Below are 13,815 nucleotides of genomic sequence, written 5' to 3'. Positions count from 1 at the left end.
GTGAGCGATTTCGATTCGTTCCTGTTCAGTACATCACTTTGCCCGCAGAGACGTTGAGGTCTTGGCCAGTGATTCGCTTCGACTCTTCGGAGCAGAGGTACGCGACTGCGTCTGCGATGTCTTCGCGCTGAACGAGTTCGTTCCGCGGACTCTGGCACTCCACTTCGGAGCGGACTTGGTCGTACGTTCGTCCGGTCGCTTCCGCCTGTTTCTCGAACACCCGGTCGATTCGAGGCCCGTCTACCGACCCCGGACAGACGGCGTTCACGTTGATGTCGTGGGTTCCCAATTCGAGTGCGAGTGTTCGAGTGAGGCCGATGAGGCCCATCTTCGCCGCCGCGTACGGCGTCCGGTTCAACAGCGGTTTCTTTCCGGTTACGGAGGCGATGTTGACGATTCGTCCGTACGATTGTTCCTTCATCGTGGGGATGACTTCGCGACAGAGCAAGAACGGTCCACGTAAGTTGACGTTCATCGTCGCATCCCACTCAGACGGTTCGACGTCTTCGCAGGGGTTCGTCGGCCCGGCGATGCCGGCGTTGTTGACGAGTATCTCGATCGAGCCGAACTCGTCGAGAACCGTTTCGACGAGGTCCGATACGTCTTCTTCGTTGCTCACGTCGGTTTCGACGCTGAGCGCGCGTTGGCCTCGCGCCTCTACGAGTTGCTCGGTCTCACCCGTCTCTCCTTCGTCGATGTCGGCGACGACGACGTCTACGCCCTCCGACGCGAGTTTCTCACAGATGGCTTGACCGATACCGCGACCCCCGCCGGTCACGATTGCTGTGCTATCTACGACCATGGACTGAATCACATACTCTCCGTGATAAAACTACTGCTACTCGAACCATCATTCGTGATGGATGTGCGCGGTCTCACGTGAAAACGTCGAGGGAAGAAGACAGTTCGAGACAGCGAAACGATACCCGACGCGAGAGTCGGAAGGACTCGCCGCCGCCGCGACCTACATTTACAAAAATTATAAATACGTGATGGCGGCATTCTCAGACGAATGCCCTACGAAGGATACAGCGACTACTTCGAGAAGAAGCTGATAATCAGCGTCGCGACGACCGGCGGACACCACGGGAAGGAGGCGAATCCGAATCTCCCGGAGCAACCCGAAGAGATAGCGCGGGACCTCAAAGCGTGCGAGGAGGCCGGGGCGTCTATCGCGCACATCCACGCTCGCGACGGCGACGGTAACGGGACGAAAGACGTCGCTCGGTTTCAGGCCATCCGCGACGCAATCGACGAGTACTGCGACGACATCATCGTGAACTTCACGACCGGCGGCGGGGGTATCTGGTCGCGCGAGGAGCGAATCGCGCCGATTCTGGAGACGGAACCGCGCCCGGACATGGCGACGGTCGACCTGGGCCCCATCAACTTCGGGCAGACGCGGACCGCGGTGAACACGCGAGAACAGAACGAGGAGTACGCACGGGCGATGCTCGACGCCGACGTGAAGCCGGAACTCGAACTCTTCAATCCGGGTCACATCCCGGAGATGGAACACCTCGTGGAGAACGACCTCCTCGAACCGCCGTACTGGTGCACGACCATCTTCGGGATGCAGAACGGAACGCCCGCACATCCGAGAAACGTGATCAACTTCGCCGACAATCTCCCCGAAGAAAGCGAGTGGCAGGTGCTCGCACTCGGACGACACCAACTTCCACTCACGACGTCGTCTATCGCCCTCGGGGGACACGTCCGCGTTGGCATGGAAGACAACATCTACTACCGGAAGGGAGAACTCGCAGAGAGCAACGCCCAGTTGGTGCGCCGGACAGCGCGTATCGCCGACGAGATGGAACGACCAGTCGCGACGCCCTCCGAGACGCGAGAGATACTCGGTCTCTAGTTCGCGTCCGTTGCTCGCAGACCGCTCTCGTGGCTGCCATCGGGCGTCTCGGAACGAATCCTGTGATTCGTCATCGCCGAATCGTACACGAACATCCCTTAACGTCGGGCGACAGAACAGGCGGTTTCGAACGGGAATCGCTCACCGGTGTACGTTCAGCAGGTGTTCTCGGAGCTTCTCCTGACGCTTTCGGGGGTATCCGCGGATGCTCGCAGAGAGATTTCGAAGCGAGGGCTCCGCGATGCGAAGTATCGACGTCCACTCAGTCGTCGATAGCGAGAATACCCCTACGTATCCACACTTTCCAACGGTGGTGCTGGAACGAAGTAGCGAAGATACTCGAGAGAATCGACCGAAGTCATCAGTTCGCGAGGGACGGATTTTATATACTTCCCGGCTCGGATTTCGGCCTCGCTTCCGAGCCCACGAGAGAAATTGTCACACAATTCGCGATTATCTTACGTCGTGGTCCGTCGGAAGAATCGACGATTCGGCGAGAGTGAATTTTATATACACACTCGTGGTACCAAGTGCCATGAGCACAGACGGGAGCCGAACGCTGAAGTCGACGAAGACGACCTTGGAGATAATCGACCACCTCCGCGAAGTGGACGGAGCGCGGGTCACGGAACTGGCCGACGACCTGGGGAAAGCAGCGAGCACGGTTCACGGTCACTTGTCTACACTCGTCGAAGAGGAGTACGTCGTCAAGGAGGGGGACGTCTACTCACTTGGCCTCCGCTTCTTGGATCTCGGTGACTACGTGCGCAACCGCAAAGAGTCGTACCGAATCGCGGAGTCGTACACCGAGCAACTCGCCGCCGAAACCGAGTGCCGCGCCGTGTTCGTGGTCGAAGAGAACGGCCGCGGTGTCTACCTCCATACCTTCTCGGGAAAGCACGCGGTGTGGCACTACTCGACGGTCGGGAAGCGGTTCTACCTCCACCAGACGGCTGCCGGCAAGGCCCTGTTGTCCCGTCTCTCTCAACCCGAAGTCGAGGAGATAGTGGACCGATGGGGACTCCCGGCGCGGACCGAGAACACCATTACCGACCCGGAAGAACTGTACGAGGAGTTAGACGTGATCAGAGACCGAGGCTACTCCTTCAACCGCGAAGAGCAACTGCAAGGCGTGAAGGCAGTCGGAGTTCCCGTCACCGGCCCGGACGACCGTGTCATCGGGGCATTCAGCGTCGCCAGCCCGGCGAACCGGATGAGCGACGAGTGGTTCGAAGAGAAACTCCCGAGCATCGCGCTGGGGGTAACGAACGAGTTCGAACTCGAGTACTCGCTCTCGTGACGAGGCGTTAGTATTACAGTTCTAAAAGCGTAAGGAATTAATGATATAGGTCTGACGATGGCGCTCGTTGTCCCACTATGCGGCATAGGCCACCGGTGAACCAGCACTGCGTGATAGTAACCGGGGAAAACGGCGTCTCGTCCGAAACACGGAACCGGAGAGGTGCCTCGAAACCCCGAACGAGCGGTTGTCGCTCGTGCTGAGACGCAGACTGCTACAGGAACGGAGAGGGCCGGACGAGTACGTCACACCCGTCGAACACTCCGGTATCCAGCTACCGTATCCCATACCGAAGAGCAAGTAAACACCTCGTAGCGTTGTCCTGCACTCGCGCTATCGTTACAAATTTAGAGCTGTAACGCTATGTGTGTTGACATAAGCATGATAAACGATGATAATAACAACACAGTTGAAGAAGGCAATCGAAAACGAACGGCCCGAGACTGGCTACGAAATCACACTCGGGTCGTCCTCCCCGATAACGGCCTAATGGGTTTCTCGATGGTCCGTCGAGTAGGTGTGGCGAGACTGCCGTGTCCACGACCGTCCGTCGAGAGAGCACTTTCGAGGCGGGGGTGTCATCGGGGTATTTTGTCGTGCCTGGTCGAGAACGAACGCGAGTCGTCGGAACGAGGGCCTCATCGTGTGATTACGGGTCCCGGTCGTTCTTCGTCGTGTTCGCGGAGTACCTGTACGATACCTGATGACTCGCTGGTTTCCTGCTGAAAGTCGCTGTCGGTGATCAGATAGCTACGCGCCGATACCGACTCCACGAGAATCTGTCGAATTAGCATTTTCGGCACGTTTACCAGCAAACGGAGACTAGATAAGAACCGGATATCTCCATTCGCGGAAATAGCACTGCTACTATCGGTTATTGCACACTATATACAGGGATACTGCGCTATACTGCTTACAAATGGAACCATCTACTAACTATCGATTATCAGTGACTCTGGGCGAACCACGTCACGAGTGCGTCAGCGTCGACAGATGCGTGACACCGACGAAGAAATCGGCCGTAATATGCGGGGTGGAGTGAAGCCCGTTCCACGGTTCTCACGACTCATTGATACGGCACTACCCCCTCGGAGACAGCGTTGGTGAATCGGACACCACACTCGCTTGCTCGGCAACTCTGGTTCGGTTTTTATACCCCGTCGCCGCCCGATCGGTATCGTGCAGGTCCCTCCGATCCCGACCGATTGTAGATACGCTCGAGATGGAGGCGTCGACGGTGCCTCCGGACCGACATCACTCCATAGCCAGTTGCACCCATGAAACTCGACATCGAAGGCGTCGAGAAACGCTACGGCGACGCACGGGCCCTCAGCGACGTGACGCTTCGATTCACTGACGGCGTCGTCGGCTTACTCGGCCCGAACGGTGCGGGGAAGTCCACGCTGTTGCGCATCGTGACTGCGCTTACCGAACCGACCGACGGCACCGTTCGCTGGAACGGTACCGACATCGTCGAGACGCCGCGTGCGATCCGTGAGGCTGTCGGATATCTCCCCCAAAAATTCGGTGTCTATCCGAACCTCACCGCCGAGGAGTTCCTCTCGTACCTCGCGGGCATCCGCGGCGTCCGAAACCCGGACGATCGAATCGAGGACCTCCTCGACCTTGTCAACCTCTCATCCGACCGCAACCGACGGCTCGGGACGTTCTCCGGAGGGATGCGACAGCGAGTCGGTATCGCGCAGGCCCTTCTGTCCGACCCGTCACTACTCGTCGTCGACGAACCGACCGTGGGTCTGGACCCCGAAGAACGAATCCGCTTCCGGAACATCCTCGCCGAACTGGGAGAGGAGCGAATCGTCGTCCTCTCGACGCATATCGTGCCGGACGTAGAGGCCACCGCAAGCGACATCGCCGTTCTCGACGGCGGACGCGTCGTCGCGCACGAACCGCCGAGTGACCTGATCGACCGGAGCCACGGTTCCGTCTGGGAACGAGTCGTTTCGGACGCGGCACTCGACGACGTACGGGCGGCGCACACCGTCTGCAGGACGACCCGATGCCGCGACGGCGTCCGCGTCCGCATCGTCAGCGATGACCGGCCAGCCGACGCCGACCCCGTCGAACCGACCCTCGAAGACGCCTATCTCCACCTCCTCGACGGGAGGCCCCGGCAATGACTCGGGTCGGGGTGATATACAGCGTGGCGCTCGCGGACTTCAGAGCGCGTTCCAGAACGTCGAAACTCCTCGCCGTCCCGGTTCTGATCGCCTATCTGGCAAAGGTACTGACCGTCGACTCGATGCTCGTCTTCGCCGGAGAGTACACGGGCGCGCCGACGGCGGCGTGGTACGGCGGGATGGTCGCGTGCGCCGGAACGACAGTCCTCCTCGTGTTCGGCGGTGTTCTCGTCGACGGAAGCATCGAACACGACCGGACGACCGGCGTCGACCACCTCGTCGCGACGGCACCGATCCCGACGTGGCAGTACATCGTCGGCAAGTGGCTGAGCAACGTCGCCGTTCTCACTGTCGCCACCGGCGTCCTCGCGGCGGCGACCGCCGCGTCTTTCCTCGTCGAGGGCACCGGGGCGTTCGATCTCGTCGCGTTAGCGTCGCCGTTCGTCCTCCTGACGCTCCCGGCGGTGACCGTCGTCGCCGCAGCAGCAGTCTGCTTCGAGACGGTTCGACCCCTCCGTGGGTCGGTCGGGACGGCCGTATACTTCGCCCTTGCACTGGCCGCCGTCGCGGTGAGCGTCGCACCCGACCCGTTGGTCGATATAGCGGGTATCGCACTGCTCCGTGACAGTGTGGCGACGTCTATCGCCGCGCAGTTCCCCTCGTTCGGGGGCGACATCCGCATGCTCGCGTATCAGCCGACACAGTCGGGGCTCCAGTCGTTCCGGTGGGACGGCCTCGAGTGGTCGCTCGACCGACTCGCAGGGCGGGCGCGCGTCCTCGCCGTCGCCGTCGGGTTTCTCGGCGCCGCGACCGTCACCTTCGACCGGTTCGACGACGGGGGCCGTCGGTTCGCGTTCGGCAACCGGTTCGGAGACGGAGACACGGGTGCGACGGACGACACCGAATCGAAACGGCGCGAGCCATTGGTCTCGGTCGAGACCCTCACGCCGGTCGAGAACGGCGGGTTCGCCATCGGTCGGGTACTGGCGGCCGAGTTTCGCATGGCGCTGCGCGGACGACGGTGGTGGTGGTACCTCGCGTTCGTCGGCGGGGTCGCGGCGACGGCCGTCGCACCGCTCGACGCGCTGCGCGCGTTCGTGTTGCCGATTGTGTTGCTACTTCCGCTGCCCGTCTGGTCGCGCCTCGGCGCCCGCGAACGACTCTCTCGAACGACTGAACTCGTGTTCGTCGACGTCGACGTGACGCGACTGTTGGCGTGTACGTACGTCGTCGCGGTCGGTCTCGGTGCCGTACTGATACTCCCCGCACTCGTTCGCTTCGCGGCGGTCGGTAGCTGGGATTCGTTCGTGGGGGGCGTCGCTGCGGTGGCGTTCCTCCCGAGCCTCGCCCTCGCGCTCGGCGTCTGGACCGGCCGTCCGCGCCTCTTCGAACTGCTGTATCTGGTCGCGTGGTATCTCGGCCCCGTGAACGGCGTCGTCCCGCTCGATTACACCGCGACGATGCCGGCGACTACGGCGGCGGGAGTTCCGGCCGTGTATCTGCTCTCGACCGCCGTCGCGTTCGGCGTCGCAGTCGCAGGACGCCGTCGCGAGGCGACGATCGAGTGAGAACACGCCGTGGAGGAACGTCAGTCGGACTCTCTACGGTGTTGTCCGAATACTCACGGGTGAGTTCCTTCTTCGGAACAGCGCGATAGAGGACGGAATCAGTAGTGTTTACAGTCGTCGTGGAGGTGCTGTTCGACTGTCTTTTTCTCGAACTCGAACAGCGTCGAGATCGCTTCCACCGTGTATCCGAGTTCGTCTGCACGATTCATTTCAGTACACTCGTCAGCATCGACGGGCTCGGGACCGTCGTCGAGTTCCGCTTTCGTATACATACCTGTTCATCAGTTCCTGCGGGAATGGAACCTGTGGATAGATACATAGCTACTCACGATTTCCGTTACTATGCACTAACATCATCGTGCTTGCCCGATATTCGTCTACTAGGCACATACTGAGAAAGCGGAAGTTACGGGATGGTGGTATCTGAGCCAAACCGGGCTGTACCACACCCGGTTCTTGTCTCAGCTGACGTTTTCAGCCAGTCTGATGGTGATTTTGGAGGTACTGATCAGCCTAGTCCCGCCAGTTCGTGAGCGAGTCTTCGCGCGCTTCCTAAAGGAGATGATTCGCGGAGTGGGCATGCTCACTCGGCCCTGAAGGTCACCATCACTCGAACGGTGTCCATCTCGGTGCGCTCGCGCTGAACCGGCGGTCAGTAACGCCTGCAACTAGAGAGGCCTGTGAGGGAGAGTGCGACGCGAAGGGGACGTTTCGAACGACGACGTCCCCCGACCGGTGCGAGGACGACAGCGAGCGCTCGGTCACCAGCCTCGAGTCGCCGTGACTGCGCCTGTTCGCCCCAACGGACGAACACCCGATAGTCACTCATTTCCACGGGTTCGGCACGAGGTCGGCCTGTACCTCCGCACCCACCTCGATACGGCAGTCCGAGCGCGGTTCGGCCACACAGAGCAGGACGTAACCGGCCTGTCGGTGTCGGGGTTTCAACCCCCGCGGGCGTTCGACGTGGACGAGGTCACCCTCCAGCAGGCGTCCGGTGCAGGTGGCGCACGCACCGTACAGACAGCCGTAGGGGACGCCGAGGCCTGCACGCTCGGTAGCGTCGGTGACCACCTCGGCTTCCCGGACCTCGATGGTCGCCTCCCGGCCGTCGCGCCACTCCAGAGTGACTGCGTGGGGCATCGGCGGCTACTGCCAGACGTCGCTGGTACAGTCGCCGCCGGGCCAGCGAATCTCGTGGGCGCGGGCCGGGCCACCGGGGGCGTCTCCGAAGTCGACGACGAACTCCTCGTCGAGTTCCATCCGCCCCTCCTCGGGATACACGTCCGCTTTCATCATCAGCGACCCCCGTTCCCCGATTTCGGGGTAGAACTGGTTGTCCCAGGAGGAGAACAGGGAGGTGGTCCAGTAGAGCCGTCGGCCGTCCCGGGAGAGCTGGAGCATCTGGGGCGCACCGCGGACGTCGTGGCCGCCGACGGACTGGCGCTCGGCGAAGTTGCCCCCGACCCAGCACTGGTCGACCAACCGCGGGCTCCCCGTGTCGCTGATGTCGTACATCCGCACGTCGCCGTGGAGCCAGTTCGAGAAGAACATGTACTGGTCGTCGAGCGACAGGAGGATGTCCGTCACCAGTCCCGGCACGGGCATGTCCCAGTCGGGATGTTCGCGGTCCTCGACGTCGATGACTTTTTCCCACTCCCAGCGGCCGTCTTCCGCCTCCCAGAACCGGAGGATGTTCGAAGAGAGGGCGGCACCGACGTAGCCCTCGGTTTCCTCGGGGTTGTGGGGCATCCGAATCTCGAGTGGAATGAGCCCCTCCTCGCCGAACGTCAGCGTCTGCCGGTGTTCTTTCGTCTCCCAGTCCCAGACGTGGATGCTGTCGCCGTACTTACCGTCTTCGACGTCGTCCAAGTCGAATCCCGGATAGTAGGTTTCCGGCGCCGCCCACTCCGTCGACAGCATCACGCCGTGGCGGGGCTGATACCAGTAGTCGTAGTTCATCTCCATGTCGCCGCGGTCGATCTCCCAGTGGCCGTCGATGGAGAAGTCGTCCTGGTCGAGTTGGAGGAAGCCGCCCGGGAGTTCGCCGTCGGCGTTCCCGAGCATACTGATGACGATTTTTCCCTCGGGAACGCAGTGGACCGTGTGCGGCGCCGAGAGGTCGTGCTCGAACACCTCCTCGGGTTCGATGACCTTCTCGATTGCCGGGCTGCGCGGGTCGGAAGCGTCGACGATGTGGATGCGCGAGGAACGCTGGCCGGGGACGATAAGATGGTCCCGGACCAGGCCCTCGGCGTGGCAGGAAGAGGAGCAGGTATTCCAGCCGAAGTGGTGGAGTTCGTCGCCCTTGTTCGGCATCTCGACCGTGTCGATCAGTTCGCCGTACGTCTCGGAGTCCGGGTCGACATCGACGACGCCGACGAAGTCGGGTTCGTCCACGTCCATGCCGACCCGGAGCCCCATGACGAAGGCAGTCTCCTCGTGTTCCGACTCGGTGCGCATCGCCGCTGGCGTCGGATACCCCGGCCCCTCTACTCCGTGATGTTCGTGCCCATGTGTGTCGGTCGACTGATTGGGTTCGTCGGCGCTCATGGTGTGTGTCAACACGGTCAAGTCCAGAATTAATAATAATTATGTTTCCGAAAGAGAATATGCGCCGAGCGGGAATTCTTTCGCGCTCGCCGGCGGAGTTCGATGGTGTGTCGTCGAGTCCCCGTGACGAACCGGAGGATGCGTGATGCGCGAATTCACGTTCGGCATCGACTTACGACACGTCTACGTAGCTAAGTGCGTTCGACAGAGACATTCGCCCCCTGTATTCAGCACGACTGAGGAGATACATCACCGACTGGGGGTTCAACATGGCGTCACAGGGCTATGACTGGGACGTGTGACTGCCGTGTTTCCGGTACCAGACACGCTCGCCGACGGGTGACTCCCCCTCGTCGATATCCAGCCGACTCACGAACAGGTCGCGAACGGCGAGCGTGACGACGAGGTCTATCGTCTCACCCTCCTCAGGAGTGACCGTGACGACACAGTGGCCGTCCCGCTCTGCGACCGACGCGATAGTCCCGACCGACCACCGATCACGGCGGTGAGTGGGCTCCCGTGCGTGAATGCGGTCGTGATTCATGCTGGGGGAGTCAGACGTCACCCGGGGCAGTCCCATCGCCGGTCGAGACGGGCTGTCGGTCGCGTTCCGCCAGTGGCTCCTCGATGTCGAGTAGCGTTGCGCTCTCCGACCAGAGCCGCCGGGAAGCCTCGCTGTCCCGGGCGGCCTTGGAGGGGGTCCGCGGCCGCTGGTTCGTGAAGTACCGCCCGGATACCTCCGCAGCGCGTGGCGAGACGGCGACGAACAAGATCTCTGCGGCCCCGTCGGCGACAGACGTCACCCCAGGGACCGCTTCGAGTCGCTGGAACAGACCTGGGAGCGGGCCAGGGAGGAACCGACTGAACCCGCTCCCCGGAATCGCGCCCGGGTGGATGCTGTTGGAGGTAACCTCGCGACCGGTTGCGTCGAGTCGTCTGGCGAGTTCGGTGGCGAAGAGGACGTTCGCGAGTTTCGAGTGGCTGTATGCGTTGAATCCGGTGTATCGATCGGCGCCCCGCACCCGGTCCAGATTCAGCGAGGCCCCCTTGTGAGCGTCGGATGCGGTCGTGACAATCCGAGCGCCCTCGCGGAGGTGGCTCAGCAACTCGGTCGTCAGCAGGTATGGCGACAGGTGGTTGACGTGGAAGGTGTACTCGACGCCAGCGTCGGTCAGCCCCCCGTTCCGGAACAGCCCGCCAGCATTGTTGACGAGGAGGTCGAGCCCCTCGGTCTCTTCGCGCACAGCGACCGCGAGAGCTCGGACCGCATCGAGATCCGCGAAGTCCGCCTGGACGAACGTCGCGTCGCCACCAGTCCGGGAGAGTTCTTCGACCACCTCCGCGCCGGCTCGTGGGTCCCGGCCGTGGACGACGACGTCCGCGCCGAGTCGGCCGAGCGCCAGCGCGGCGGCGCGGCCGATTCCGCTCGTCGATCCCGTGACGAGAGCCTGTAGTCCGGTACAGTCGACGTCGGACACACCCGCGATGGTTTCTGGGAGTTCACTCATTATGCGTTACAGGAGGGCGACAGACAAAACACCCTGACCTCGCCCCGAAGCACTGCGGGTCGCCAGCGGTTCCCCGCGTTCAGTTCTGGGAGTCTTGTAACATCCGTTTTATGTGCTCCAGCTTGAGGTAGACGGCGAGACCGAGTATCGTCGCCGGCCACAACCCGACGAACTGCCCTCGCTGCTTTTCACCACGGACGTAGTAGTAGTACAGGGCGAGCGCAACGGAGCCCATTGCTGCCATCGCCCCGGGGCCGAGGCCGCTCTCGTCTAGTTCTCGTGCGACTCCCGTCGTTTCGTCAGTTGATTCACTCATAGGTGAGCTAGCACCCGAAAGTGGATTAACGGTTGATATATTCACGACTGACCAATTTTTGATTAAGTGGGTAACTCTTCCTGGCGGTGGTCGAAAGAGACACCTGCTCGGCACTTCGAAGGCGTACCCAAGCGAGAACAAACGCGTAGGGCCACGACATCACAGCGGGGTGTTCCGCCACTGTTCGCCCCTCGCCACGTGGACAGAGTTGCTCTCGACGAGGATGAACGCGAAGGGCGACGTCGACCAAACCGTGCGAACTGCGCCCGTCCCCGTGATTACTGTCGCCCGTGAGACCGAACACGTTCACTGCGGCCGAGTGCATATCCGATCGAGCGACCCGCCGCTTTAATCACCCCGCGTCCGTAGTTGTACCATGATCTCACGGATTCTCGTTCCGATGGACGGCTCGGAGATGGCCCAGCGAGCGCTCGAGTACGCCCTCGAGAACCATCCCGACGCGGAGATCACCGTCTTGCAGGTCGTAGGCGAACCGTCGCCGTGGGGGGGAACAGCCACGTCACTCGCTCTCGAGGAGGACCTTGAAGAGGCCGCCGAGGAACGCGCGAAGGAGGTATTCGACGGCGCCCGGGAGTTGGCCGCCGAGTACGACGTCGAGATCACGACCGAGGTTCAACTGGGCCAACCGGCTCGGGCGATTTTGAACAGGGCCGACGATTTCGATGCGGTCGTCATCGGGAGCCACGGCGGCTCGTTGGTCGATCGACTGGTCGTCGGGAACGTCGCCCAGAAAGTGTTCCGCAACTCGCCCGTCTCTGTAATCGTCGCTCGGTAAGTGGTTTTCACTAAGATCGGCGGAAAGACGGGGTCAGACAGAGGTAACGGTTTAGACTGGTTGGTGAACAGCACCACGAGTCGACGGATATACGACCCAAAACTAGCCTATCCTCCGAACTGCGGAACTTCCAAGAGCGACATTTTGTATAGCCATATATAGTATATGGTGTGGAATCTTCCTTCTGAAACCCCGAATACTGGCGTTTCAGGTGTTCTCTGTATTGAATCGAGTCGAAGCGCTTGCACTTTGTTTTAGATTAGTAAAACCAAGTGGATTGTGCGGGGTCGACGCCGTCCATCCATCTGTAGCCACGACAGCGCCGAATCTCCGCGCTTCGAGAGGGAGAGAAGGCGGGCCTCCCCAATCGGGGGTGGTCGCACCCTACCGTGAACGACGAACGTCCCGAGTTTCGGTACGCGTTCGATAATATCTTATATTCTTATACTGAAATTTATGCCGTGTAGTCGTCATGTCAACGTAGTCGATGTCCCTACAGCAGACCAGACGCGCGTTACTCAAGACGATCGCTGGCACGGCGACTGCGGCCGGGTTGATGGGCACCGCTAGCGGACGACGACAGCAGTCGGGAAGCCGGAATCGTCGTCGCGGGACGCGCTACGCGGCCTTCAACGTGATCGAACTGGAGACGGAGCAGGTCCAACAGCAGGGCGACGAGCAGGCGGAAGCGGCCGCCCGAGTCGTCCAAGAGGTCCAGCCGGATATCCTCGTCGTCAACGAACTCACGAACAACCTCCAGGAAGGCGAACACACCGACACGGCGAACATCGACGCGTTCGTCGAGAACTACCTCAGCGTCCCGCAACGGGACGGTCTCGACGGTATCCACTACGAGCATACCCTCCAGCCGACCAGCAACACGGGCGTCCTTCCCGAGGAGGACTACGACTTCAACAAAGACGGAGACGCCGGCGCACTGCCCGGTGACGCGTTCGGGTTCGGGGAGTTTCCGGGACACTACGCGTTCGCAATCGCGAGCAAGTATCCCATCGCCGAGTCGGAGATCCGGTCCTTTCAGACGTTCCAGTGGGCAGACATGCCCGACAACCGCATTCCGGTCGCGGGCGAGGAGGGCGTCGTCACCGACCCCGCGGAGGACGAGACGGCAATCTACCTCACGGAAGCGGAACTCGACGTCTATCGGCTCTCCTCGAAGACGCACGTCGACGTCCCGTTCCGGGTGAAGGGAGGAACGGTTCACGGCCTGTTCGCGCACCCGACGCCGCCGGGCTTCGACGGCGTGAACAACTTCAATGGGAAGTGGAACCACGACGAGGTCCGGTTCTTCGCGGACTACGTCGCCGGCGAGGAGTACATCTACGACGACGACGGCAACCACGGGGGTCTCAACGACGACGCCTCGTTCGTCCTGATGGGCGATATGAACGCCGGGCCGGGTCGAAATCGGGACGAGCGTCCACTCCAGCCCGCTCAGAAGTTCTTCGTCGACAACGACGACTTCAACACCGACCGTCTCCCGACGAGTCCGGGCGGGTTCCACCGCGATCTCCCCACCGCGACGCGTTTCGGCGGCGACGTGGAGGGCGTCGTCGAACTGATCGACTACGTCCTCCCTTCACCGGACCTCTCGCTGCGGGACTCGGGAGTCGTCTGGCCGAGCGAGGCAACCACGGAGAACGGCCTCTTGGAGGCCGTCGAAACCGCCTCGGACCACCGACTCGTCTGGGCCGACGTCGCGACGAACCCCGGCGACTGAAACGGACGACGAGACCGGTCGGAGCGCC

Annotated in this window: 13 protein-coding genes; 6 read left to right on the top strand and 7 right to left on the bottom strand. The window is 61.7% G+C overall.

Annotation, left to right across the window (positions count from 1 at the left end; translation table 11 throughout):
- Positions 1–25 precede the first annotated feature (25 nt).
- Positions 26–802 (bottom strand): SDR family NAD(P)-dependent oxidoreductase, encoded by a 777-nt coding sequence (locus tag BM310_RS17140; RefSeq protein WP_089810050.1) that lies wholly within the window; start codon positions 800–802, stop codon positions 26–28.
- Positions 803–1,012: 210 nt separating this feature from the next.
- On the opposite strand from BM310_RS17140, the gene BM310_RS17135 reads away from it, so the two are divergent.
- The 4 genes from BM310_RS17135 to BM310_RS17120 all read left to right on the top strand — a co-directional run bounded on the left by BM310_RS17135 (position 1,013) and on the right by BM310_RS17120 (position 6,876).
- Complete coding sequence (locus BM310_RS17135) at positions 1,013–1,867, top strand: BKACE family enzyme (RefSeq protein ID WP_089810048.1); 855 nt, start codon at positions 1,013–1,015, stop codon at positions 1,865–1,867.
- Positions 1,868–2,402: 535 nt separating this feature from the next.
- Positions 2,403–3,167: an IclR family transcriptional regulator gene (locus tag BM310_RS17130; protein WP_089810046.1), complete on the top strand. Its 765-nt coding sequence runs from the start codon at positions 2,403–2,405 to the stop codon at positions 3,165–3,167.
- A 1,277-nt stretch (positions 3,168–4,444) separates the two neighbouring features.
- Positions 4,445–5,308: an ABC transporter ATP-binding protein gene (locus BM310_RS17125; RefSeq protein ID WP_089810044.1), complete on the top strand. Its 864-nt coding sequence runs from the start codon at positions 4,445–4,447 to the stop codon at positions 5,306–5,308.
- The gene (locus BM310_RS17120; protein ID WP_218156484.1) at positions 5,305–6,876 is read left to right on the top strand and encodes a hypothetical protein; all 1,572 of its coding nucleotides are present in this window, start codon (positions 5,305–5,307) and stop codon (positions 6,874–6,876) included. Before BM310_RS17125 ends, BM310_RS17120 begins: the two co-directional genes overlap by 4 nt.
- 98 nt (positions 6,877–6,974) lie before the next feature.
- Here the strand turns inward: BM310_RS17120 and BM310_RS21535 are convergent, their stop codons facing one another.
- From BM310_RS21535 to BM310_RS17095, 6 genes are all read right to left on the bottom strand, one after another.
- Positions 6,975–7,148 (bottom strand): hypothetical protein, encoded by a 174-nt coding sequence (locus BM310_RS21535; protein WP_177232684.1) that lies wholly within the window; start codon positions 7,146–7,148, stop codon positions 6,975–6,977.
- A 553-nt stretch (positions 7,149–7,701) separates the two neighbouring features.
- Entirely contained in the window at positions 7,702–8,019 is a 318-nt protein-coding gene (locus tag BM310_RS17115; protein WP_089810042.1) for a 2Fe-2S iron-sulfur cluster-binding protein, read from the bottom strand.
- Positions 8,020–8,025: 6 nt separating this feature from the next.
- Complete coding sequence (locus tag BM310_RS17110) at positions 8,026–9,429, bottom strand: selenium-binding protein SBP56-related protein (protein WP_089810041.1); 1,404 nt, start codon at positions 9,427–9,429, stop codon at positions 8,026–8,028.
- Positions 9,430–9,712: 283 nt separating this feature from the next.
- Positions 9,713–9,973: a DUF7861 family protein gene (locus BM310_RS21785; RefSeq protein ID WP_089810039.1), complete on the bottom strand. Its 261-nt coding sequence runs from the start codon at positions 9,971–9,973 to the stop codon at positions 9,713–9,715.
- Positions 9,974–9,983: 10 nt separating this feature from the next.
- Positions 9,984–10,937 (bottom strand): SDR family NAD(P)-dependent oxidoreductase, encoded by a 954-nt coding sequence (locus tag BM310_RS17100; RefSeq protein WP_089810036.1) that lies wholly within the window; start codon positions 10,935–10,937, stop codon positions 9,984–9,986.
- Positions 10,938–11,016: 79 nt separating this feature from the next.
- A complete protein-coding gene (locus BM310_RS17095; protein ID WP_089810034.1) occupies positions 11,017–11,253 on the bottom strand; it encodes a hypothetical protein in 237 nt (78 codons plus the stop codon).
- Positions 11,254–11,629: 376 nt separating this feature from the next.
- Here BM310_RS17095 and BM310_RS17090 point away from each other — a divergent pair, with 376 nt between their 5' ends.
- Entirely contained in the window at positions 11,630–12,049 is a 420-nt protein-coding gene (locus BM310_RS17090) for a universal stress protein (RefSeq protein WP_089810032.1), read from the top strand.
- Between the two features lie 487 nt (positions 12,050–12,536).
- Positions 12,537–13,787 carry an endonuclease/exonuclease/phosphatase family protein gene (locus BM310_RS17085; RefSeq protein WP_245778532.1) on the top strand — a complete coding sequence of 417 codons (1,251 nt, stop codon included), beginning with the start codon at positions 12,537–12,539 and terminating at the stop codon, positions 13,785–13,787.
- Positions 13,788–13,815 lie beyond the last annotated feature (28 nt).

The sequence above is a fragment of the Halogeometricum rufum genome (assembly GCF_900112175.1).
GTDB classification, from domain to species: Archaea; Halobacteriota; Halobacteria; order Halobacteriales; family Haloferacaceae; genus Halogeometricum; species Halogeometricum rufum.
The sequence above is the reverse complement of the archived record's forward strand: the minus strand, read 5'-3'. Positions and strand labels throughout refer to the sequence as shown.